The 23,087-nt window shown below is 37.5% G+C and carries 20 protein-coding genes and 1 tRNA gene; 11 read left to right on the forward strand and 10 right to left on the reverse strand.

Translation table 11 applies throughout. The features are described from left to right. The first annotated feature begins 2 nt into the window (after positions 1–2). Positions 3–1,226 carry a multifunctional CCA addition/repair protein gene (locus PH4a_RS04025; RefSeq protein ID WP_129037937.1) on the forward strand — a complete coding sequence of 408 codons (1,224 nt, stop codon included), beginning with the start codon at positions 3–5 and terminating at the stop codon, positions 1,224–1,226. Positions 1,227–1,252: 26 nt separating this feature from the next. On the opposite strand, the gene folB is transcribed toward PH4a_RS04025, so the two are convergent. Next, positions 1,253–1,603 carry a bifunctional dihydroneopterin aldolase/7,8-dihydroneopterin epimerase gene (gene folB, locus PH4a_RS04030; protein ID WP_064721048.1) on the reverse strand — a complete coding sequence of 117 codons (351 nt, stop codon included), beginning with the start codon at positions 1,601–1,603 and terminating at the stop codon, positions 1,253–1,255. A gap of 104 nt (positions 1,604–1,707) precedes the next feature. On the opposite strand from folB, the gene plsY reads away from it, so the two are divergent. Continuing rightward, complete coding sequence (gene plsY, locus PH4a_RS04035) at positions 1,708–2,364, forward strand: glycerol-3-phosphate 1-O-acyltransferase PlsY (RefSeq protein WP_129037939.1); 657 nt, start codon at positions 1,708–1,710, stop codon at positions 2,362–2,364. Between the two features lie 116 nt (positions 2,365–2,480). On the opposite strand, the gene tsaD is transcribed toward plsY, so the two are convergent. Then, positions 2,481–3,503 carry a tRNA (adenosine(37)-N6)-threonylcarbamoyltransferase complex transferase subunit TsaD gene (gene tsaD / locus PH4a_RS04040; protein ID WP_129037941.1) on the reverse strand — a complete coding sequence of 341 codons (1,023 nt, stop codon included), beginning with the start codon at positions 3,501–3,503 and terminating at the stop codon, positions 2,481–2,483. A 342-nt stretch (positions 3,504–3,845) separates the two neighbouring features. Between tsaD and rpsU the strand changes: the two genes are divergently transcribed. The 6 genes from rpsU (at position 3,846) to PH4a_RS04070 (ending at position 10,261) form a co-directional block, all read left to right on the forward strand. Next, positions 3,846–4,061, forward strand: coding sequence for a 30S ribosomal protein S21 (rpsU, locus tag PH4a_RS04045; protein ID WP_001144069.1), 216 nt, complete (start codon positions 3,846–3,848; stop codon positions 4,059–4,061). A 113-nt stretch (positions 4,062–4,174) separates the two neighbouring features. Next, the gene (dnaG, locus tag PH4a_RS04050) at positions 4,175–5,923 is read left to right on the forward strand and encodes a DNA primase (protein WP_064721051.1); all 1,749 of its coding nucleotides are present in this window, start codon (positions 4,175–4,177) and stop codon (positions 5,921–5,923) included. Between the two features lie 183 nt (positions 5,924–6,106). Next, the gene (gene rpoD / locus PH4a_RS04055; protein WP_129041790.1) at positions 6,107–7,963 is read left to right on the forward strand and encodes an RNA polymerase sigma factor RpoD; all 1,857 of its coding nucleotides are present in this window, start codon (positions 6,107–6,109) and stop codon (positions 7,961–7,963) included. Positions 7,964–8,297: 334 nt separating this feature from the next. Beyond that, positions 8,298–8,374, forward strand: a tRNA-Ile gene (locus tag PH4a_RS04060). 723 nt (positions 8,375–9,097) lie between these two features. Continuing rightward, positions 9,098–9,457 carry a hypothetical protein gene (locus tag PH4a_RS04065; protein WP_129037943.1) on the forward strand — a complete coding sequence of 120 codons (360 nt, stop codon included), beginning with the start codon at positions 9,098–9,100 and terminating at the stop codon, positions 9,455–9,457. An 87-nt stretch (positions 9,458–9,544) separates the two neighbouring features. After that, positions 9,545–10,261 carry a scabin-related ADP-ribosyltransferase gene (locus tag PH4a_RS04070; protein ID WP_129037945.1) on the forward strand — a complete coding sequence of 239 codons (717 nt, stop codon included), beginning with the start codon at positions 9,545–9,547 and terminating at the stop codon, positions 10,259–10,261. A 220-nt stretch (positions 10,262–10,481) separates the two neighbouring features. On the opposite strand, the gene PH4a_RS04075 is transcribed toward PH4a_RS04070, so the two are convergent. Next, positions 10,482–12,005 carry a methyl-accepting chemotaxis protein gene (locus PH4a_RS04075; protein ID WP_129037947.1) on the reverse strand — a complete coding sequence of 508 codons (1,524 nt, stop codon included), beginning with the start codon at positions 12,003–12,005 and terminating at the stop codon, positions 10,482–10,484. Positions 12,006–13,249: 1,244 nt separating this feature from the next. Between PH4a_RS04075 and PH4a_RS04080 the strand changes: the two genes are divergently transcribed. Beyond that, complete coding sequence (locus PH4a_RS04080; protein WP_129037949.1) at positions 13,250–13,651, forward strand: hypothetical protein; 402 nt, start codon at positions 13,250–13,252, stop codon at positions 13,649–13,651. Between the two features lie 745 nt (positions 13,652–14,396). Here the strand turns inward: PH4a_RS04080 and PH4a_RS04085 are convergent. After that, positions 14,397–15,923: a methyl-accepting chemotaxis protein gene (locus tag PH4a_RS04085; protein ID WP_129037951.1), complete on the reverse strand. Its 1,527-nt coding sequence runs from the start codon at positions 15,921–15,923 to the stop codon at positions 14,397–14,399. A 372-nt stretch (positions 15,924–16,295) separates the two neighbouring features. On the opposite strand from PH4a_RS04085, the gene PH4a_RS04090 reads away from it, so the two are divergent. Then, positions 16,296–16,970: an HAD family hydrolase gene (locus PH4a_RS04090; protein WP_129037953.1), complete on the forward strand. Its 675-nt coding sequence runs from the start codon at positions 16,296–16,298 to the stop codon at positions 16,968–16,970. 113 nt (positions 16,971–17,083) lie between these two features. Here PH4a_RS04090 and PH4a_RS04095 read toward each other — a convergent pair whose 3' ends face one another. The 6 genes from PH4a_RS04095 to PH4a_RS04120 form a co-directional block, all read right to left on the reverse strand. Beyond that, complete coding sequence (locus tag PH4a_RS04095; protein WP_129037955.1) at positions 17,084–17,659, reverse strand: TerD family protein; 576 nt, start codon at positions 17,657–17,659, stop codon at positions 17,084–17,086. A gap of 82 nt (positions 17,660–17,741) precedes the next feature. Further along, a complete protein-coding gene (locus PH4a_RS04100) occupies positions 17,742–18,320 on the reverse strand; it encodes a TerD family protein (RefSeq protein ID WP_064721058.1) in 579 nt (192 codons plus the stop codon). Positions 18,321–18,374: 54 nt separating this feature from the next. Then, entirely contained in the window at positions 18,375–19,415 is a 1,041-nt protein-coding gene (locus PH4a_RS04105) for a TerC/Alx family metal homeostasis membrane protein (RefSeq protein WP_064721059.1), read from the reverse strand. 34 nt (positions 19,416–19,449) lie between these two features. Then, positions 19,450–19,905 carry a tellurite resistance TerB family protein gene (locus tag PH4a_RS04110; RefSeq protein WP_129037958.1) on the reverse strand — a complete coding sequence of 152 codons (456 nt, stop codon included), beginning with the start codon at positions 19,903–19,905 and terminating at the stop codon, positions 19,450–19,452. A 25-nt stretch (positions 19,906–19,930) separates the two neighbouring features. Next, on the reverse strand, positions 19,931–21,109 hold the full coding sequence (locus PH4a_RS04115; protein WP_129037960.1) for a TerD family protein: 1,179 nt from the start codon (positions 21,107–21,109) through the stop codon (positions 19,931–19,933). Further along, positions 21,110–21,694, reverse strand: a complete 585-nt coding sequence (locus PH4a_RS04120) for a TerD family protein (RefSeq protein ID WP_064721062.1) — start codon at positions 21,692–21,694, stop codon at positions 21,110–21,112. It abuts the gene before it with no gap. A 324-nt stretch (positions 21,695–22,018) separates the two neighbouring features. On the opposite strand from PH4a_RS04120, the gene PH4a_RS04125 reads away from it, so the two are divergent. Continuing rightward, complete coding sequence (locus PH4a_RS04125) at positions 22,019–23,086, forward strand: ATP-grasp domain-containing protein (RefSeq protein WP_129037962.1); 1,068 nt, start codon at positions 22,019–22,021, stop codon at positions 23,084–23,086. Position 23,087: the final 1 nt, after the last annotated feature.

Below are 23,087 nucleotides of genomic sequence, written 5' to 3' on the forward strand. Positions count from 1 at the left end.
CAGTGAAAACATACCTTGTCGGTGGTGCTGTACGCGACCAATTGTTAAATATGCCAGTAAAAGATAGAGATTGGGTGGTTGTTGGTGCAACCCCCAAACAACTATTAGATCTGGGTTATCAACAAGTTGGGAAAGACTTCCCTGTATTTCTTCATCCTGATACTCATGAAGAATACGCGTTAGCGCGCACAGAACGAAAATCAGGTTCTGGTTACACTGGGTTTACTTGCTATGCGGCTCCTGATGTGACTTTAGAAGATGACTTGCAACGGCGTGATTTAACCATCAACGCTATTGCTTATTGTGTTGAGGGTGAATATGTCGATCCTTATCATGGTAGAGACGATATCAAGGCCAGATTACTTCGTCATGTTTCTAGCGCATTTTCTGAAGATCCACTAAGAGTTTTGCGGGTTGCTCGCTTTGCAGCACGCTTTGCTCCCTTAGGTTTTAAAGTCGCACCAGAAACACTGCTATTAATGCAAAAGATGACTCAAAGTGGAGAACTTAATGCATTAACTGCCGAACGCGTTTGGAAAGAGACAGAAAAAGCCCTAGAGAGTAAAGCTCCACAAGTCTATTTTGATGTTTTACGCCAATGTGGTGCATTAAAGGTGCTTTTCCCTGAAATTGACGCATTATTCGGTGTTCCAGCACCAGAAAAATGGCATCCCGAAATAGATACTGGTATTCACACCATGATGGCATTAAATATTGCCAGTCAGCTAACTAATGATATTGCAGTGCGTTTTAGTGCGCTTTGCCATGACTTAGGTAAAGGATTAACCCCAGCGGAAAAATGGCCTCATCATCACGGTCACGGCCCTGCGGGTGTGCCTTTAGTGGAAGCGTTATGTCAACGCTATCGCATACCAAATCATATTCGTGACCTAGCCCGATTAACGGCTAGATTCCACGATCATATTCATCGTATTGACAGAATGCGCCCTTCGAAAGTGATCCGTTTATTCGATGCGATAGATGCATGGCGTAAACCAGAGCGCGTTTCTCAATTAGCAATGGTGAGTGAAGCGGATGCAAGAGGACGTCAAGGTTTAGAAGCTCTCGTTTATCCACAAAGAGATTTTCTTCAGCAAGCATTTAATATCGCCAATAGTGTGGATATTAAACCAATTATTGCAAGTGGTTTAAAAGGCATTGCCATTAGAGAAGCGCTTACAAAACAAAGAGAAATCGCGATTATCCAATGGAAATCGCGACTTTAATCCGCATTATTTATAGAGCGAAATCATTAAGCTTGACGCTCAATAATCACGCCAACACTTTTGGCTTGAGCAACTGCGCCAGGTTTCGCTAATTTAATTTTCACTCGAGGTACCGCAAACTGAGTAATCAAAAGCTGTGCCACTTCTTCTGCAACACGTTCAACTAACTCAAAACGTCCATTTTCAACATAATCAATAATTGCATTACTTACGCTTGCGTAATCTAAGCAATAAGTGACATCATCAGTTTGGGATGCGCGTTTGTTATCCCAATCCATTTCGATATCGAACACTAGCTTTTGCTTAATTGTTTTTTCCCAATCATAAACGCCGATTGTGGTTATTACGGATAATTGCTCAATAAATACGATATCCATCACGCCATCTCTTATTTTTTCTGCCCATCAGATACCACTTCTGATGAAATATGCGTATTATCCATACATGTCTAACGAACTTACATAAACATTGGAGAATACAAATGAGTGCTAACGCACTTGGAATGATCATCTTCGCCTACTTGTGCGGCTCAATCTCCAGCGCGATTTTGATTTGCCGACTGGCGAGGCTTCCTGATCCAAGAAAATTTGGCTCTGGTAACCCTGGTGCCACTAATGTTTTACGTATCGGCGGTAAAGCTGCTGCTGCCGCAGTACTTATTTGCGACGTCCTAAAAGGGATGATCCCCGTTTGGATCGCCTACTATTTAAATGTGCCTCCATTTTATCTTGGGATCGTGGCAATAGCCGCATGTCTTGGCCATATCTACCCTGCTTTTTTCCACTTTAAAGGTGGAAAAGGTGTTGCGACCGCATTTGGCGCTATTGCTGCTATTGGTTGGGATTTAAGTGGCCTTATCGCAGGAACATGGCTTCTTACTGTGCTACTCAGTGGCTATTCTTCACTGGGTGCGATAATCAGTGCTCTATTAGCGCCATTCTACGTTTGGTGGTTTAAACCCGAATTCACCTATCCCGTTGCTTTACTATCATGTCTGGTACTTTACCGTCATCACGACAATATTCAACGTTTATGGCGCGGTCAAGAAAGCCGTATCTGGCATAAGTTAAAGAAAAAGACAGAAAAGACCGAAAAAGAAATTATTCAAGAAGCAAAAGAGCAAGAAAAAGAGGATTAATCGTCGATTTTATTGAGTAACTCTTTTGATATTTTGATATTTAAAAAAGCCACTAATTAAGTGGCTTTTTCTACTTTAATGGGTGCTAAAAGTATTTATCGATATTTTATTCACTTTCATTCACTTTTTAATGCGGGTAATTCAGCTAATGGCCAGCGTGGTCTCACTGTAACGCTAAGAGGCCCTTCAGTGCCGCCTTTAAAGCGGATCATTCCCGCTAGAGCAATCATTGCTCCGTTATCAGTACAAAGCTCAGGGCGCGCATAAAATACTTCTCCGCCAATTTGCTTCATTACTGCTTCCATTTTCGCACGTAATGTACGGTTAGCACTTACACCACCAGCCATGACTAAACGTTTAAAACCCGTTTGCTCTAGCGCTCGACGACATTTTATTGCTAAAGTATCGACTACCGCATCTTCAAAAGCTCGAGCAATATCGGCGCGAGTTTGGTCAGAATCATCATTTTGACGAATAGTATTGGCCGCGAAGGTTTTTAAACCAGAAAAACTAAAATCCAGCCCTGGTCTGTCTGTCATTGGTCGAGGGAAAACAAATCGTCCAGCAACACCTTGTTGCGCCATTTTTGATAACACAGGCCCACCAGGATAATCTAATCCCAGTAATTTAGCTGTTTTATCAAAAGCTTCTCCCGCAGCATCGTCAATAGATTCACCTAATAAGATGTATTCGCCAATACCCGTTACACTAATTAATTGGGTATGCCCACCAGAAACCAGCAGAGCAACAAAAGGAAACTCTGGCGTTCTCTCTTCAAGCATTGGCGCCAATAAATGACCTTCCATATGATGAACTGGAATAGCAGGAACATCCCACGCAAAAGCTAAAGAGCGACCTATAGTTGCACCAACAAGTAATGCCCCTACAAGACCAGGACCTGCGGTATATGCCACAGCATCAATATCTTTTGCACTTAAATTAGCTTCTTTTAACGCGGCTTGAATCAAAGGAACCGTTTTACGAATGTGGTCTCGTGATGCAAGCTCAGGCACAACCCCACCATAATCGGCGTGAAGCTTTACTTGGCTATAAAGTTGATTCGCTAATAGACCGGCTTTATCATCGTATATTGCGATACCGGTTTCATCGCAAGATGTTTCAATACCTAAAACTCGCATGACGCTTTCCAAATTCTTCCTCGCGTAATCGCGTAATGTGGCAATTGTATCATTATTTCGGTGATTTTATATGCCTTCGCAACATCTTTTACACAGCAACATGTGACAACTTTCTTTTTCTGGTCTATAATTATCCACCTATTTTATGTAATTTAAATGTGTGGTTAGCGACTATCGCTTTATGTTCTTATCAAAAAAGACACTAAAGTGAGAGTTTGCGTTTCAATTTTGTGCATCTCTTTACAAAGTGCCCTGCTTTGAAGTAAAATTCCGCACCATTTTAAATGTCGGCTGGCTTAAATAATGCCAGCGCAAACCGATTTCTATTGAGGTGAGAGGCACATGCCGGTAATCAAAGTACGTGAAAACGAGCCATTTGACGTTGCTCTTCGTCGTTTCAAACGCTCTTGCGAAAAAGCAGGCGTATTAGCAGAAGTTCGTCGTCGTGAGTTTTATGAAAAACCAACGACTGAGCGTAAACGCGCTAAAGCATCAGCAGTAAAACGTCACGCTAAAAAATTAGCTCGCGAAAACGCACGTCGTACTCGTCTGTACTAATATTTTGCGGCTTATCCCGCAACTTATGCAGACACTGTAGTCGCAGTTAAAGGCCGTGCTTTCTCATGAAAGCGCGGCTTATTCTCGTTCAACAACAGGCGTAAAAAGGGCTTATGGCTGGACGAATTCCACGTTCATTTATCAATGATTTATTAGCTCGAACAGATATCATCGATCTTATCGACGCTAGAGTGCCGTTAAAAAAACAAGGCAAGAATCATTCAGCGTGTTGTCCGTTTCATAATGAAAAAACGCCCTCTTTCACAGTAAATAGCGACAAACAGTTTTATCACTGTTTTGGTTGCGGTGCGCATGGCAATGCTATTGATTTTTTAATGAATTACGACAGACTCGATTTTGTCGAAACGATTGAAGAGTTAGCAGCAATGCATGGGTTAGAAGTTCCTTATGAGTCAGGAACTGGTAGTAGCCCTATTGAACGACATATGAGACAAAATCTCTATCAAGTGATGGAGAAACTCAATCACTATTACAGCAGTATGCTAAATACGCCACAAGCACAAGAAGCAAGGAATTATCTTGCTAATCGTGGACTCAGTGAAGATGTTATTACTCGTTTCTCTATCGGATTTGTACCCGCAGGTTGGGATAATGTTCTCAAACGTTTTGGACAAAATGCCGATAATAAAACCCTACTTCTTGAAGCAGGCATGGTAATAACAAATGATAATGGTCGTACTTATGACCGTTTTCGACAACGGGTTATGTTTCCGATCCGAGATCGTCGTGGCCGAGTGATTGCTTTTGGTGGTCGAGTATTAGGTGATGATTTACCTAAATATTTAAACTCACCAGAAACAGAGATTTTCCATAAAGGACGTCAACTTTACGGACTTTATGAAGCACAACAGTCTAATGATAACGTCACAAAGCTATTAGTTGTTGAAGGTTATATGGATGTTGTGGCATTAGCGCAGTTTGGTATTGATTATGCCGTTGCTTCGTTAGGCACATCAACAACAGCAGAACATATTCAGTTGCTCTTTAGGACAACAGATAACATTATTTGCTGCTATGATGGAGATAGGGCTGGACGCGATGCCGCATGGCGAGCATTAGAAACAGCGCTTCCTTTTTTAAACGATGGACGCTCATTACGTTTTATGTTTTTACCTGAAGGCGATGATCCTGACTCACTGGTTCGCCGAGAAGGCAAAGACGCATTTGAACAACGTATGGAGCAAGCACATTCATTATCAACATTTTTATTTGATTCACTGGTTCCACAAGTGGATCTTAGCACCCAAGAAGGTAATGGTAAGTTATATAGTTTAGCTCGACCATTAATAGATCAGATCCCAAGTGAAACCTTACGTCTTTATTTATTAAGGGAACTGGGAAGCTTAACGGGTAACCCTGATATTGAGCAAATGGATCGCTTATTTGGTAGAAATCCGGTAAATCACGAAAATGTTTATCAAGCAACTAAATTACGCACAACACCAATGCGTATATTGATTGCATTATTGATACAGAATCCGGAATTTTCTAAATTAGTTCCTCCACTTGAAGGGTTAAATGCTGAAAAAATTGCAGGTTTATCACTATTTATTGAATTAGTTTCTATTTGCCAAGCTCAGCCAGGCCTTAATACAGGGCAAATTATCGAACTCTATAGAGAGAATAAATTCGGTAAACAACTTGAAAAACTGGCCATGTGGAACGATATAGATATAGATGAAATTGCAGAAAAAACATTTACAGATACATTAGACCATCTATTTTTAACAGCAATGGATGAGCGACTAAACTCACTGATTGCCAAAGAAAGAACTGAAGGTCTGACACAAGATGAGCGCGAAGAAGTCCGTTTGATAATACAGGCGCGTGTCAGAAAGTAAAACCAGAATTAAGATTAAAAACACGGCTTAATTGCCGCTATCGGTAGGAAATAAACCTACATTTGCTACGCTGAGGGGACCGTAGCAATCGACATGAAAATGCCCCTCCGTAGTTATTGTTGGCTGAACAGTTATCGCCGACCGACACCAACCCAAATTACTTTGAAGTGTGGATACCGTCTTATGGAGCAAAACCCGCAGTCACAGCTGAAGCTACTTGTCACTAAAGGTAAGGAGCAAGGCTACCTGACCTATGCTGAGGTCAATGACCATCTGCCGGAAGATATCGTCGATTCAGATCAAATCGAAGACATCATCCAGATGATTAACGACATGGGCATTCAGGTTATGGAAGAAGCACCTGACGCCGATGATCTGATGCTGGCAGAAAATTCAAATGACACTGATGATGATGCGGCTGAAGCCGCAGCTCAGGTACTGTCTAGTGTAGAATCTGAGATTGGCCGTACAACTGATCCTGTGCGTATGTATATGCGCGAAATGGGTACTGTTGAACTGCTTACCCGGGAAGGTGAAATTGATATAGCAAAACGTATTGAAGATGGTATTAACCAAGTTCAATGCTCTGTTGCAGAATATCCTGAAGCTATTACCTATTTACTAGAACAATACGACCGTGTTGAAGCCGGTGAAGCTCGTCTTTCTGATTTAATTACTGCTTTCATCGATCCTAATGCTGAAGAAGTGGCAGAAAGCGAAGATGTTAATTTAGGTAAAGAAGACGAAGAAATCGCAGAAGATGCGGATGACGAGGATGAGGACGAAGACGAAGAGAGCGATAGCGACAGTGATAGCGATGATGATAACAGCATCGATCCTGAATTAGCGCGTCAAAAATTCTCAGAACTTCGAGAGCAATACGAAAAGACTCGTCAAACAATCAAAGCTAAAGGCCGCAACCATAAAGACACAGAAATTGAAATTTTACTGTTGTCTGAGATATTCAAACAGTTCCGTTTAGTACCAAAACAGTTTGATTATCTGGTTAACAACATGCGTGACATGATGGATCGTGTTCGAGCACAAGAAAGACACATTATGCGTCTTTGTGTTGACCAAGTAAAAATGCCTAAGAAAAACTTCATTACCCTGTTTACTGGTAACGAAACCAACGACACATGGTTTACTGCTGCTCGCGCAATGAATAAACCTTGGTCAGAAAAACTGGCGGGTATTGAAGAAGAAGTACAACGTAGTTTACAAAAGCTACAGCAAATTGAAGTTGAAACTGGACTGACTATCGAACAGGTTAAAGATATTAACCGTCGTATGTCTATCGGTGAAGCGAAAGCACGTCGTGCGAAAAAAGAGATGGTAGAAGCAAACTTACGTTTGGTTATCTCTATCGCAAAAAAATATACTAACCGTGGCCTACAGTTCCTTGACCTGATTCAGGAAGGGAATATTGGTCTGATGAAAGCGGTTGATAAATTTGAATATCGTCGTGGTTATAAATTCTCAACTTATGCAACATGGTGGATCCGTCAGGCTATCACTCGTTCTATCGCCGATCAGGCTCGTACCATTCGTATTCCGGTACATATGATTGAAACGATTAATAAACTGAATCGTATTTCTCGCCAAATGCTGCAAGAGATGGGACGCGAACCTTCACCAGAAGAGTTAGCAGAACGCATGCTGATGCCAGAAGATAAAATCCGTAAGGTACTGAAAATTGCTAAAGAGCCAATCTCCATGGAAACCCCTATCGGTGACGATGAAGATTCACATTTAGGTGATTTTATCGAGGATACGACTCTCGAATTACCACTGGATTCTGCAACATCAGAAAGCTTACGTTCAGCAACACATGAAGTGCTAGCTGGCTTAACATTACGTGAAGCGAAAGTCCTGCGTATGCGTTTTGGTATTGATATGAATACCGACCATACCTTAGAAGAAGTGGGTAAACAGTTTGATGTTACCCGTGAACGTATTCGTCAGATTGAAGCGAAGGCACTGCGTAAGTTACGCCACCCTAGCCGCTCTGAAGTCTTACGTAGCTTCCTAGATGAGTAATCTATGATTGTGTTTCACTAACTATCTTTAGTGACTGAAGCTCAAAATAAAACGCCTGTGAAATTTAAATCACAGGCGTTTTTTTATCATGAGCTCAATCATAGAAATAAAATGAACAAAAGTAGCTATCCCCTTGTTTTTATAAAAAAGAACCTTTTTATTTATATTTTTTCCACTCTTAATTATCGTTCATTCCACATCTCGACTATGTTATTGATATAACAGTTATTATTTTATTAATTATTTTCTCGTTTATATTGCACATTAATTGCGCATACAGTCATTCAAAGGCTAGACCTCGTGCCAAATGACACGTATAATCACACTCCATTAAGGCCCCTTAGCTCAGTTGGTTAGAGCACGCGACTCATAATCGCTTGGTCACTGGTTCAAGTCCAGTAGGGGCCACCAAATTTTAGCTGTTAAATCAGCACATTAAGCCACTTCCTAGTAAGTGGCTTTTTTGTTTTTATAGACAAGTGGCGACAAAATGGCGACAGAGTTTTTTATCTAGCTCTTCCGAAAGCCGAAAGTTATCGATTTTATTTAAAAATAATTAGTCGTAATAAATTTAATAATTAATAAAAAACAAACAGAATAAAAAAGCTATTAAAAAACAATAAAGCCAGATAATCCATTCTCACCTACTCTATGTTAATCAAGCATCTCAAAAATAAATTTTATTAATCATTTCAGTTTCAAAAATATATAACCCACTGAAAAATAATATTATCTAAATTGCTCTCACATAAATACGAAATTTCTTTTACTATTAATTCATCAATCTTTTATCATATACCCTTTTCTACACCTCAAGTTTTATCTTTTCATTAATAGAATATTAAAATTCTTTTATCCACAAAAAATATTATTCTCAGAAAAAACACAACCTATTATATTTCTATTTATTTACACCAAATAAAATCCTTAAACAACTCATTCATATTATAGTTATTATTTTTCCACTACAATATATTAAAAATACATATTTTAAAAATAATCCACCTCTGTATATTTAAATCGTTTCCATTATATTGATGTGCATACCACGCTCGACAATAAACATCTGATATTAAATTAATGGAAGAAGTAATAAACACATATAAATATCGCAAGTAAATACAGAGGTTATAAATGAAAAATTTATTTATTATCAGTCTTCTTTCTTTTTCAGCATTGTCATACGCAGGTGTTGATTTTGATGGTTATTGCAAAACCCTAAATGGAACTGCAAAAAATGGCAAAATTGTCAGCCTCACAGTTGTAACTAATAGTTATAATAATGGGAAAAACCCAGTTTTAACTGCCAATATAAAATTTAAGCCTACAACTGGTGGTACATATCATTATGGTATTATATACAATGCAACTGCACTTTACGATATAGCTAAGGTTTCATATCTGACGCAAACAAATATAGCTATATGCGTTGGGAATGAAAGCACCTTTCCTGGTAAAGATGCCCTATATATGATTGGATTATCAAAAGATTAATTACCTCAAAATACAGAAATTCATAATTAAATAAAAAGGAAAATAACATAGCATTATAAAGCATTTATAAAATCATAAGAGGTTATAATGAAAAAAATAATTTTAATTATATTATTTATTTTATTTAATATACAACTATCACACGCAAGACCCGTCAGTAAAGTATATCGAGCAGATTCAAGACCACCAGAAGAAGTGTTTAAAAAAGGATTTTTCGCTTGGGGGAATAATCTCAATTTTCATGCTCATGTAAATGGTGTTTCAGGAAGAAGGGGAAGTAAAGACTCTGCATTTATTCCGACAACATCAAATTTTAAATCAAGTGAAAAATTCGCAAAAGATTTACTCAATGTTTCAACAGACAATAAATCTTATATATATCAAATAAGAGCTACGCATAATTTCTATTCAGCATTAGATACTGTCTATTATTATCATGATAAAATTGAGGAGCGTGTCAGTGACGTATTAAGAGCAGTATTAACTGCAGAACAAGAATATTCTGCATATATGAATATTCCAAATCAATTAATAGAGCTTGTCACTATCTATACTAAAAAAGGTAGTGATATTATTCAAGAAACTATTACAAATCCTCATTATTCTGTAGAAGAAACACAGTCATCAGTTGACCCATATAAAGGCTATACTCCATCAAAAATAAATAGTTTACCTCATCTTGTTATGGGATTATCCATGACAAATATAAATAATGAACTGGCGGAAGCTTCCGCAGTGCTACCTTCATCTTCCTTTACTTGGGGTTCAGTGCTAAGTACAGTTATGGAAGCTGCTGAATTATGATTAACGTATCAAATAAATCATCCATAAACTATCACGTTTCTAATGCGCCATGTTTAGTCATATAGCCTTATCTTTCTGGTTCATATCTGTATATATGAACCAGATTTTTAATGAAGGAATATTCATCGTATTCGCCTTTTACAAATAGTAAAACTCACTTCAATATTGCTATCAAAGTGAGCTTGTTTTTAATACAAACATTAAAGCGCTATTTCAAAAATTAATATTGTTCTTTAATTTGAAACACTGACACTTTATCCGTTAGATTTTGTGCTTTCTCATCTAAAATCATTGTCGAAGTTGCAGCTTGTTCCACTAAAGCAGCATTTTGTTGTACGACAGAATCCATCTGATTAATAGCAACTGCAATCTGCTCAATACCGACTTTTTGCTCTTCAGAGGCGATGCTAATGCCTTGCATTAAGCTGCTCACTTGAGTGATTGAAGAAACAATCTCCTGCATATGAGCACCCGTTTTATTTACAAGTTCTGTGCCTTGAGCCACATCCATTACTGATGCTTTAATAATTTGATTAATTTCTCTAGCCGCATCTGCACTTCTTGCGGCTAAGTTTCTGACTTCCGTTGCAACAACAGTAAATCCACGTCCTTGCTCACCCGCACGAGCCGCTTCAACCGCTGCATTTAATGCCAGTATATTTGTCTGACTTGCAATGTTATTAACCACATCATTAATTTCAGCGACTTTTAATGTACCAATCTCAATTTTTTTCATTGAGTCAATGGCATCATTCATAATGTTTGAGCCATCAACAGCGAGTTCACGCGCTTGTGCAGTAATAGAATTAGCGAGCATCGCATTGTCTGTATTATTCACAACCGCTGTTTTTATCTCTTCCATGCTCGCGGCTGTTTGCTGCAATGCACTTGCTTGTTCTTCTGTCCTTGATGAAAGATCTTGGTTGCCCGAAGCAATTTCCGCAGAACCTTTTTTAATCTCTATAGCATCTTCTTTAACAATTTTTATTGTTGAAGTTAATGCTTGTTGCATATCGCCCACGTTAGAGAATAAAACACCAAATTCATCTTTTCTCTTTTTTGGTAAAGAGAAACTTAAATCCCCCTCACCAACTCTCGCTAAAATGTCAGACAGCGTATTAAGATTAAAAATAAAAGATTTATTGACCCAACGTACAACGCCATAAAGTAGCGTTAACATTACCAGTAAGGCAATAATCGTTGAATAGATGGAAAGTTGCACCATCCACGCTTGTTGCGCTGCAATGCTATCATTAACACCTTTGGTGATAATAAAGTATTCATCAAATAAATCTGAAAGCCTATTAAAATCACCAGATAGATTTTTTTCTTGATAACTCATCGTGTCGATAGGGTCGATTAACTCATCGAGTAGCGCAAAGAATAATACAGATAGCTCTTCTGAATTTCGTTGAGCATCAGGGCTAATTTTTTTTACTTGCACCCAATGTGAAATCGTTGCTTTAGATCCAACTGCCAACTTTTTAGCTTCTGCAACAATAGCAGCTGTCGTCGTCTCTTTATTATCCATACTCTGCATTAACATAAGGTAATTAACATGAGAGCGAATCGTTGCTAACTCATATCTTGCCTCTTGAACATTGGTGAGTCGCGTATTCAATGAGTTAAGCGACTCAAAGTTATCTTGCATTTTATAAATAAAAAATGATGACAATGCTGACGACATTAAAAAAATTAGTAATAAAATAAGGGAACCAACTTTAGCCGATCTCTCTATACTCATGAAACTATCTACCTCAGTAATCAATTGATAAAACCCACTCTTATATCGGCAAGAAATAGATTTTATTTACTCATTAATCAGAATAATCGGTATATTTTTCCTTTTAATTTCTCCATCAGTGATTAAATTCAGAATTTTACTCTGACATGAAATCCTCTTTTATTTTTATATCGCCCAATAAAACAATCTTTTTCTATTATTTGCTAATTATTCGCTATTTGTTGGGCTCTTCAACCTATTGTTTATATCATTTACTCTAAAAACCATTATTTAACAATGGATTATACAAAACCAAATCAAAATAATTTTCTAATGTAAATATTATTTCCCATACCTTAAGGTAAATTAATAACATTTTCCCCCAAGAAAAACCAAGTAAAAACACCTAATTTCTTATTTAAATAACATAAAAAATAGCCCCACTAAAGAAAGATATTTCTTATAAAGATTATTACGCTAGATAGATTTTTATAGATATTGCTTTTAATAAAAACCGATAAAAAACCATCAATAATAAATATTCAATAATTTATTTTTATCATATAGTGAAAATTTGAAATTTGTTCGGAGTAATTTTACAACTGCAATCTACAACCAATATGCGTAAAAAGAGTAATTTGTATTTCCGCAGGTTTATATACATCAGCTATTGTTCATCTGATAAGTAAAAAATAATAAATATGCTTTCACTTTGCTAAGTGCCTACCATAAAAATAAAACATTTAATTATTTAAATTTAGATTCGGGAAATTATTTGCTACGGATAGCTTATATTTATTAAAGTATAGTTATCTAACACCTTATGAAATAAATGGCATCACAATCAACCCAAAAGGTATGTCAAATAACGTTAAGTGACAAAATACACAAACTCACATTGCACCATTTGAAGGTGCTATGACTAAAGTAGAATTTAAAACTAATACTGGTGTTCCGTTGCTCATTACTATTCAACGTAATAATGGTGAAATTTCATTTGGTAGTGTGGCTTACGAATGAAGTAGGTAGAATAGATCAAAGAGGACTTCTCTATGCGCGAGTTAATAACAACGCTGGCAAGTTCACGGTGAAATAGGAACAGTGCGAAATACAATAATGTATAATCAACTATAACGTACCTACTCAAGATAAAAATAACTCAAATAGTTTTGTTCAATTGGCTAGTGTCTGTGGAGAATAAAGTATAACGCTTACAATAAAAAAACTTAGCTTTAATGCTTTTACTTTTTTCAGTGGCAGAAGTAATGGCAGATCAAATAGTTAGATGTGTCGTTATTGATCCCTCAGAGACTCATACCATGATAATTAATGGCGTACTCTATATTGGATCTGATATACCTATAGATTCTTTCGTTTACCAAAGTAAAATAAATTACGACAGTTATATTCGAAACTATAAATGTATTTTTAACGTTCCTTCAACAGAGCTAGAAACTATTTATTATCTAGAAAGACAAGAGTTAAAAATAATAAATATAACAGAAACCCTTGCTATTGGTTCTGGTATTTCTGCCAATGTTTATAGAATCAATAACCTTACTCTTGGCATTGTATTTTATACAAATAGAGATACAAATAGCTCATTATCGCCTAATGTTCTAAACTCTCTTGGGAAGGTCAACGTGTCCTTTCAGAAAAAGAGTTAGAAAATATAACATATTGGGTACACCCAGTATTAAATTACTCATTAATTAAAATTATTCCTATTCAACCCAGCATTTTTAATTTAACTAATATTGCAAGGATGAAACTTAATATAAATTATCCCGAAAAAATAAAGTGGTAGCAGAAGGATTTCCTTTTATAAGTTCATACAGGAATATTACAGGTTCTGTTAGTGTCACATCATCTAGCTATAAAACACCGGACTACACAGTGGAATTGGATAAACATAAAACATCCACGATGAAAACCAAAAGCAGTATAACCAAGTGAATAAATTCTGATATTAACTTATACAATTACCCTGCATTTAGAGGTTATTATTCTGGGCAAAAAGGGGGGATTTTCACCTCTGAATACAAACACACTTTCACAGAACGCTATCAGAACGAAATAACAGTAACAATAAAATCTGTTAATCCAGTAATTGCTGAATACTCTGATCCTTTTGAAGTAAATGATGTAGAGCTGTTGCTAAAGGAGTAGGTATACAGCTCGTATTTGGCGCTACTGATGAAGATTTTTTAAGTTTAATATTCCAACTACCTTTACAGCCAATACTCTATTACGTGCGCGTTATATTCGTGTTGATAACCGGCTATCAGCGGATCCAGCTAACGGTGCAACCACTTTTATGATTGAATATTATTTATCGTTATTCTATTTACCATCACAGCCTAAAAATCTCACTCCAATAGAGTCTATCGGAGTGAGTTATTTCAGCTTCAATTACACAGGTTCTTCAATCTGAAATATCGCTACATTATCCATTAAAAGCTGTGCTTTTTCGTCTAACATCATGGTAGATGTCGCACTTTGATCAACCAATGATGCATTTTGTTGTACTACTGTATCCATCTGATTAATTGCAACTGCTATTTGTTCAATACCCAATCGTTGCTCTTCAGAGGCAAGGCTTATTCCCTGCATAATTTTATTCACTTTGGTTATTGAAGAAACCATTGCCTCCATATGCTCACCGGTTTTATTCACCAACACCGTGCCATGAGAAACATCCGCCATAGACTCCTTAATAATCTGATGGATCTCTTTTGCTGCTTCTGCACTTTTAGCCGCTAAATTTCTTACTTCGGCAGCAACAACCCTAAAACCTCGACCTTGGTCACCCGCTCTTGCCGCTTCCACAGCCGCATTTAGGGCTAAGATATTGGTCTGGCTCGCAATGCTATTAATCACATCATTAATTTCACCCACTTTCACAGCACCATTTTCTATTTTTTTCATTGAATTAATGGCATCTTTCATAATACTTGACCCATCCATAGCAATGCTATTAGCTTCTGTGGTGATATCATTAGCCAATACTGTGTTTTCTGTATTATTAGCGACAGCTGTTTTTATCTCTTCCATGCTGGCAGCCGTTTGCTGCAATGCACTAGCTTGTTCTTCAGTGCGAGATGAAAGCTCTTGATTGCCTGATGCAATATCAGTTGCTTCTTTTTTCATCTCCAACGTCTCTTTTTTAACAGTAAAAATAGTTGACGTTAATGCACTTTGCATTTCACTAACATGTAAAAATAAAGTACCAAACTCATCATCTCTCTTGTTTGGTAATGTGAAGATTAAATTACCCTCACCCACTTTCTTTAGTATTTCCGACAGTAAATTAAGATTAAAAATAAATGTTTTATTTACCCACCGAATAACAAGACATAAAAGAATTGATGTAATAACAAATGACAAAACAGTCGAAAAAATAGAAATTTTAGTCATTAATGACTGCTGAAAACTAATTGTGGCATTATTTTTTGAGGTAATAGTAAAGTAATTATCAAACAATGAAGACAGTTGATTAAAATCTGCAAGAAATGCTTTATTGTTAAACTCTAGTGAGCTCGTATTATTTAGCGATAATACTAGTTTATCAACAAGGTTATTAAATAATTTAGCTGCTTTCTCTGCACTTTTTTGTGCATCATCTGTCATTTTTTTCTCTTTCACCCAATGGGTAATGATACTTTTTGATGTTGTTACAAGTGACTTATTTTGTTGAATAATTTTATCACGATAAGCATTGTCACTTTCTTTATTTTGTAGAAAGTTGTTGATATTCGAGCGTATTATCGCCAAATTATATCGCGCTTCTTGCAGATCAATAAAACGCGTAGAGAGCGCTTCAACCTGAACAAAATTAGATTGCATTTTATAAATAAGAAAAGACGATACTCCTGATGAGATAAAAAATATTAACAGTAATATCACCGAGCCAATTTGAGATTTTCTTTTAATATTCACAATAAATTTTACCGCCATAATTGGATTGATTAAACTTATTCTTTATCGGCTAGTTTATTTTTTATTTAAATAATTAGAAATAAAACCAAGCTATTATTTTAATTAAAGTTATTATTTTTATATAACAAGAAGGCTATTTTATTTTCTTTTATCATCTTTTATTTTATAAATTTAATAAATTATTAAATAATCCGACTAATATTATTATTAATTAATAGCTAATATTTTATTAAGAATAAACATAATAAAACAATAGGAGCTTATCTAGCCGATTATCAACTACCGTTCTCTCCTCTACCTCATTTCTGCAACAATGATATAATAAGTAAAATTTTCTTCGAACCCTGATGATTTACGGAGCTTAACTCTACTATGCAACCTCAGTTTGAAAACTCAAAAAACACCGTAAAAACGTTATCAGTGTTTGATTTTGATGGCACGCTAACCTATCACGACAGCTTTATTCCTTTTTTAAAGTTTGCTTTTGGGAAACGTAAATTTTCACGCCGTTTAATCAAAATGGTGTTGCCAACATTACGCTGTTTTAGACGCAAACTGACGCGTGATGAATTAAAAGAAGTGTTAATAAAAACCTTTTTAACCAACATTGATGAAAAATGGTTAAAAGAGAAAGCAGAGACCTTTTGCCAACTTTATTGGGCTAAATTAATGCGCCCTAAAGGACTGATTGCCGTTGCCGAAGAAGTGAATATTGGTGCTGAAGTCACGATTTGTTCTGCATCACCAGCAATGGTGCTACAACCTTTTGCAGATAAATTAGGCATCAAACTAATTGGCACCCAACTTGAAGTCATTGATGGTAAATTAACGGGCAAAATTATTGGTAATAACTGCCGTTGTGGTGAAAAAATACAGCGTTTAGAAAGTATTTATGGCGATTTAACTCAATACCATTTAAGGGCATGGGGGGATTCGCGCGGTGATCATGAATTGCTGTTAGCTGCTCAAGATCCTCATTGGCGTCATTTTCATACAAAAAATGCACAAGCTAAAAAATCGCCAATCAAAGTGACTGTAAAAAAATAACCGACAATCAACATATAACGAGTAATAAAGCGATTAAAAATAAAAAGCCCCCGTTTTAAACGAGGGCTTTTTTATGTAATGCTTGATTAATAAATAATAATCAACACATTAACTTAGATATTAACACCGTGCTGTGCGGCTAAAGCACCTAAACCACCGGCAAAACCTTGGCCTACGGCTTTAAATTTCCACTCTGCGCCGTGGCGATATAACTCACCAAAGATCATAGCAGTTTCTGTTGATGCATCTTCAGAAAGGTCAAAACGAGCAATCTCAGTATTATTGTCGTTATTATAAACGCGCATAAAACTGTTGCTTACCATACCAAAGTTTTGTTTACGGTTTTCAGCATCATAAATAGTCACTGCGAATACCAGTTTTTTCACTTCAGCAGGGATTTTTGACAAGCTGATTTTGACTTGTTCATCGTCGCCATCGCCTTCCCCAGTACGGTTATCTCCTTGGTGTTCAACGCTGCCACATGAGCTGACTTTGTTGTTAAAGAAGATAAAACTTGCGTCTGAAAGTACTTTTCCATCTTCACCGACCATGAATACTGACGCATCTAAATCAAACTCAGCGCCATCAGTCACGCGGGCATCCCATCCTAAACCAACCATCGCAACAGTCATTGCTGGTGCTTCTTTAGTTAGTGAAACATTACCACCTTTAACGAGGGAAACTGCCATATCAAAGCTCCTACTTTATTGAGTAAACTGGCAGCCATTTATTTATAATGGCTGTCAGTGATTAATATCTCATAACAATCTATCAAGAGGCATTGATGCCGTATTGTGCGCATACAGAGCCTAAACCACCAGCATAACCTTGACCAACAGCACGGAATTTCCACTCTGCATTATGGCGATACAGTTCACCAAATAACATCGCGGTTTCTGTTGATGCATCTTCAGTTAAGTCATAACGAGCGACTTCAATTTGGTCGTCATCATTAACTAAACGAATGAATGCACCTGATACTTGGCCAAAACTTTGGCGACGCGCTTGAGCATCATGGATAGTGACAACAAAGATAATCTTATCGACATCAGTTGGGATCATATCTAATTTGATTTTCAGTGCTTCATCATCACCGTCGCCTTCACCAGTACGGTTATCGCCAGTGTGAACAACAGAACCATCAGCTGATCTTAAGTTATTATAAAAAATGAAATCGGCATCGCTACGCACTTTTCCATTCGCTGCTAACAAAAATACAGATGCATCTAAGTCAAAATCTTGACCATCTGTAGAACGGGCATCCCAACCTAGTCCGACAAGGACGTTTTTCATCGTTGGGGCTGCTTTGCTCAGAGAGACATTACCACCTTTAGAAAGAGAAACGCTCATTTTTTAACCTCTTTAATTTTAGATTTTTATATTCTGATTTCTCAAGAATATTGATTATTCTTTTTTACCTTCATCTTCCTTTTTCTCTGGGAATACAAAGCTTGCAATAATTCCAAGAGCTAAAACACCAAGTACTACAAACAGACTGGTTGTCGCGGAGATGCTATATCCATGCTGCCAGATATGGTCGGTTGCATTCAAACCAAGTTTTGCAGCAATAAAGAACAACAGCACAATAACCGCTTTTTCAAGGTAAACAAGGTACTGTTTTAACGCTTCCAACACAAAGTAGAGCGTACGTAAGCCTAAGATTGCGAACATCATTGCACTATACACAATAAGTGGTTCACGGCTTACTGCGATAATAGCGGGAACAGAGTCGAAAGCAAACATCACATCAGAAAGCTCTACGACAGCCACACACAACATTAATGGTGTTGCATATAATGCCGCTTTGGTACCGCGCCCTATCGTAACATCTTTGTTTTCTGGCTTAGCCAGCTCAACATCAACTTCTTTTTGTGTTAATAAGAAAGCGTGACCACTGATTTTTGGCCATATCGGGAAAAATCTTTTTACTAAGCGGTAAGCGAGATGTTGTGAGTAATCTTCAATTTCTTCACTCTCATTACCACTTTTCAGCATCATGACTGCCGTCCAAGCAACAATTAGCGCAAATACAACTTCAACATATGGCCCTAAACTTAATAGTCCTGTACCGATAGCAACGAAGATCCCACGGAAAACGATAGCCCCGATAATCCCCCAATAAAGCACACGGTGACGGAAGCGATCTGGCACTGCAAACCATGAGAAAATAGCCATCATGACAAACAGGTTATCAACAGAAAGTACTTTTTCTAACGCATAACCCGTTACAAATAGGCTGGCGACTTCTGAACCATGATGAATGTAAAGGAATCCTGCGAATACCATTGCAATGGCAACCCAGAATAACGACCAAAATATGGCATTCTTCAATGAAACCGGCTTATCTGCTCTGTGCATAAATAAGTCGATAAAAATAGCGCCAATCGCAAGTACGATAAAAACAATGACAGTTTCTGTCGGAAAACCAATATGTGTGGATACCATAATAATTCCTGGACGGTTCCCTATATTAAATTAATTACAAACCAAACTCTGCGGGCTCAAAACCTAATGCAATAGCAATAGCACGCACAGCCTCTTTTTCATCATTGTCAAAATCACCATCGCTTTTCGCAACAGCGATACCAACACGAATAGCTAATTGCGCAGCTTCCGGCTGATCTTTCATCGCCAAAATATACTTCATCGTTTCGCCTTTACCGATTTCAGTATCAAACTCGAAACTCGTAATTAACTTATTAAAGAATTCGATAACTTCGGAAGTATCAAATACCTTAAGTTCATCCGATGCTTTTAAAAAACCCAACATCTTCTGTTTTTCTTCTGAACTAACACCGTCACTCGCAATCGCGATTCGAGCACAAACTGCAACGGTACCTTGCATAAACTTTTTGTTTTTAAAGCGACTAACTTGTTTAGCTAACTCAGAACGACCTGAATTAAAACCTTCTTTTAATTTATTGAAAAAACTCATGTTAATTTTCCTTTTATCGACTAGATCACTTAGAACCGGCTGTCCAGCGAAATCCCCACCCATAGGCATTATCCATATCACGGTGGCCTTTAAAAAACTCATTAAGACGTTCAACTTTTATCGAGCCGTTCTCGTTAACTAATCGAGCAATGGCACACATACCTCGGCCATTATTACCATCAGTTAAACGCGTTTCGATAGGTGGTTGGTCAGGTACATGAATGGTGACTACACCATCTGTTTTACTCCAATTTGGTACGCCTTCATAAATAAAAGCAAAAATCAGCACTTGCTTAATATTTTTCCATTCGCGCCCATTAACGAAAATCCACTCACCACCAGAAATATCACCTGTACGATCATCACCTTGTAACTCAACATAAGGCTCACGTTGGAAATCACCAAAACCGTTGCCTAATGCTTGAATAACCGATTTATAACCTTGTTGTAATTCAACAAATGCACCGATATCTAAATCGATACCTTTATTGCCACCAAACAAGCCACCAAGTAATCCTGAGTTATTGCTCTTTTCACGGTGCCAATTCAAGTTGATGCGAATTTTGCCAAAGTCATCACGCTTTGTAAGGCTAATAGCAGGCTTTTCTTTAGTTAAAGAAACCTTGCTTAAATTCACACTACTTGGTGCTGGTGCTGGAGTCGGTGCTGCTGGAGCCGGCGCTGGCGTAGGCGTAGGTGTAGGTGTAGGATCAGCAATATCAACACCAAAATGCTCAGCTAATGGTTTTAAACCACCATTAAACCCTTGTGCGATAAATCTAAATTTCCAGCTATCATTACGACGATATAATTCACCTAAAATTAATGCCGCTTCTTGGCGTCCATTGATTTCGACATTACCATTGGCAACCACTTCATTGTTGGCATCAACTTGAATAGAGAGTCGTTGCAAATTTGCAATAGTTTGTTGTCCGTCGCACGTTGCTGTAAACGCAATTTTATCAACATCAGGGCGTAAACGAGTTAAATCAACTGTAAACGAAGTGCTATTTCCTGAAGTTGCATAAATAATAGTACGGTCATCATTTGCTGTTTGACCATAAAACACCATATCCGTATCACCTTTGACTTTACCTGAAGCGAAAAGTCTAAACGCAGAAGCATCAACAGCTGCTCCAGATTGAATACGGACAATTAATGTTTGCGTCGGTACAGGAAGATTCCCGCCTGGTGTCATATTCATTTATCGCACCACCGTAGCCAAAATATCAGGCATCATGTCGTTAATTACGCGGCCTCGACAAGGCGCACCATAAGCAGTGAAGTCCCACTGTCCACCATTACGTTGTAGCGCAGCAATAACGATACCAGTATGAGAACCTTGTTCAGTTAACTTGTAATGAGCGAGTTCTTTGCTTGTTGTTTTATCTACAACACGGCAAAAAGCATTTTCAACTTCATTAAATGTCTGCCCACGGAAGCTATTTACCGTAAAAACCAAGTATTCAACATTGCTTGGTAAACGATTTAAATCGACAAAAATTGTTTCATCATCACCATCGCCATCACCCGTTAAATTATCGCCTGAGTGAACAACCGACTGACAGCTTGATTTTAGTTTACGAAACCAAATGGTATCGATTTGATGACCAGAGGCATCAAGCAAAACACAGCTGGCATCTAAATCAATAGAACCACCACCACCGAAAAGACCACCGAGAAATCCTTTTTTCTTAATCGGATCCCAGCCTAAACCAAACATTAAATGACTCAGTGTAGGTGCTTGTTTACTGAGAGAAACTGTTTGATTCTTGCTTAATGAAACCATAATTAACTTCCTTCAGAGGTAGAGTGAAATAACAAAGCCTTTTGCATTTAAATCTTTATGATGAAAAACATCATATCATGATGAAGTAGTTGAGCAAGTCTATTTTTACAACTCCAGGTTAAAGTTTTGTCAATGCGTTGATATATAATGTATTTTTATTATTACAACCACTCGCAACTTAAGAATAACCCTAACAGCAATCAGATAAATTATTAGCTTTTAAACTTATGTGAAATAAATCATATTATGATTGACACCAATCAAAGGAAACATCATGATTGTAGGATAAGTTTTCTAGCAACCTATCTCACGGTATAAAGATTAATGAACAACACGATTTGGTTAATGGAAGGGTTATCTTCCCAACGCGATATAATTCAAAGTGTTAAACGCTTTGCAGACCAACAACACCAAAAAATTACGTTGTTGGCTTCTCATCGTCATCCACGAAATGAGATTTTATCGCTAGCTGATAATGCTTTTTATGAACCTCAAGATGAGGCTCAACGTCTCGCATTTATCGTAGATACGGTTAAAAAACACCATGTCGATGCCATACATACCGGGCGAAACTGCGCATGGTTTGAAAACCATCGTAACGACATTGAATCATTAGGTGTTAAATTAACAACAGGCGCTACTAGCCTTGAACAGCTGCAACTTGCTGATGATAAAGTCGCATTTGCACAAGCAATGGAACAATGTGGTTTACCTGTAGTGCCCTCTATTTGTATCACTGCTATTGATGAGCTAGAAAAGCAGCTTAAAAACCCCGTTTTTGGTGACATCCCTTTGTGTATCAAACCAGTAAAAGGCATCTATGGTATGGGTTTTTGGTGCTTTGATAACACGATTTCACCAATGGCAATTTTTAGTCACCCTGAAAATCGCCGAGTAAATCCTCAGCAATATCTTAATGCGCTAAAACAAGTTGAACACTTTGAGCCAATGGTGCTCATGCCTTATTTACCAGGGCCTGAATATTCTGTAGATATGGTAGTTGAACAAGGCGAGGTCATTGCAGCAGTCGCTCGTCGTAAAGAAGGGGCGATTCAGCACCTAGAAATCTCTGGTGAAGCTTATGAGTTGGGCAAAGCTTGTGCCACAGCGATGAAAGCCGACGGAATTGTAAATGTACAAACCCGTAATAATCATCAAGGCCGCCCTCTATTACTTGAAATCAATATGCGCCCTTCTGGCGGTATTGGCTATACCCAACATTGCGGCATCAACCTTGCCGGAATTTTTGCCCTACGCCAATTAGATTTAATGAGTGTTGAAGCAGCAAAAGCTGAAAATAGCCATTTTTCACCAACAAAAATACGTTCAATCACCGATTCTGTTGTGTTTAATTCCACACTGACAAACTTAATAAGTACGGATAATAATTAAT

Origin of the sequence: Proteus hauseri, assembly GCF_004116975.1 — a bacterium.
Lineage (GTDB): Bacteria > Pseudomonadota > Gammaproteobacteria > Enterobacterales > Enterobacteriaceae > Proteus > Proteus hauseri.

What these genes read in the sequence shown, in the direction of transcription:
- folB (WP_064721048.1), bottom strand. Translation starts at nt 1,603, where the DNA reads ATGGATATCGTATTTATTGAGCAATTATCCGTAATAACCACAATCGGC.
- PH4a_RS04070 (WP_129037945.1), top strand. Translation starts at nt 9,545, where the DNA reads ATGAAAAAAATAATTTTAATTATATTATTTATTTTATTTAATATACAA.
- PH4a_RS04120 (WP_064721062.1), bottom strand. Translation starts at nt 21,694, where the DNA reads ATGGTTTCATTAAGCAAGAATCAAACAGTTTCTCTCAGTAAACAAGCA.
- dnaG (WP_064721051.1), top strand. Translation starts at nt 4,175, where the DNA reads ATGGCTGGACGAATTCCACGTTCATTTATCAATGATTTATTAGCTCGA.
- PH4a_RS04065 (WP_129037943.1), top strand. Translation starts at nt 9,098, where the DNA reads ATGAAAAATTTATTTATTATCAGTCTTCTTTCTTTTTCAGCATTGTCA.
- PH4a_RS04115 (WP_129037960.1), bottom strand. Translation starts at nt 21,109, where the DNA reads ATGAATATGACACCAGGCGGGAATCTTCCTGTACCGACGCAAACATTA.
- PH4a_RS04095 (WP_129037955.1), bottom strand. Translation starts at nt 17,659, where the DNA reads ATGGCAGTTTCCCTCGTTAAAGGTGGTAATGTTTCACTAACTAAAGAA.
- plsY (WP_129037939.1), top strand. Translation starts at nt 1,708, where the DNA reads ATGAGTGCTAACGCACTTGGAATGATCATCTTCGCCTACTTGTGCGGC.
- PH4a_RS04080 (WP_129037949.1), top strand. Translation starts at nt 13,250, where the DNA reads ATGGCAGATCAAATAGTTAGATGTGTCGTTATTGATCCCTCAGAGACT.
- tsaD (WP_129037941.1), bottom strand. Translation starts at nt 3,503, where the DNA reads ATGCGAGTTTTAGGTATTGAAACATCTTGCGATGAAACCGGTATCGCA.
- PH4a_RS04100 (WP_064721058.1), bottom strand. Translation starts at nt 18,320, where the DNA reads ATGAGCGTTTCTCTTTCTAAAGGTGGTAATGTCTCTCTGAGCAAAGCA.
- PH4a_RS04090 (WP_129037953.1), top strand. Translation starts at nt 16,296, where the DNA reads ATGCAACCTCAGTTTGAAAACTCAAAAAACACCGTAAAAACGTTATCA.
- PH4a_RS04105 (WP_064721059.1), bottom strand. Translation starts at nt 19,415, where the DNA reads ATGGTATCCACACATATTGGTTTTCCGACAGAAACTGTCATTGTTTTT.
- PH4a_RS04125 (WP_129037962.1), top strand. Translation starts at nt 22,019, where the DNA reads ATGAACAACACGATTTGGTTAATGGAAGGGTTATCTTCCCAACGCGAT.
- rpoD (WP_129041790.1), top strand. Translation starts at nt 6,107, where the DNA reads ATGGAGCAAAACCCGCAGTCACAGCTGAAGCTACTTGTCACTAAAGGT.
- PH4a_RS04075 (WP_129037947.1), bottom strand. Translation starts at nt 12,005, where the DNA reads ATGAGTATAGAGAGATCGGCTAAAGTTGGTTCCCTTATTTTATTACTA.
- rpsU (WP_001144069.1), top strand. Translation starts at nt 3,846, where the DNA reads ATGCCGGTAATCAAAGTACGTGAAAACGAGCCATTTGACGTTGCTCTT.
- PH4a_RS04110 (WP_129037958.1), bottom strand. Translation starts at nt 19,905, where the DNA reads ATGAGTTTTTTCAATAAATTAAAAGAAGGTTTTAATTCAGGTCGTTCT.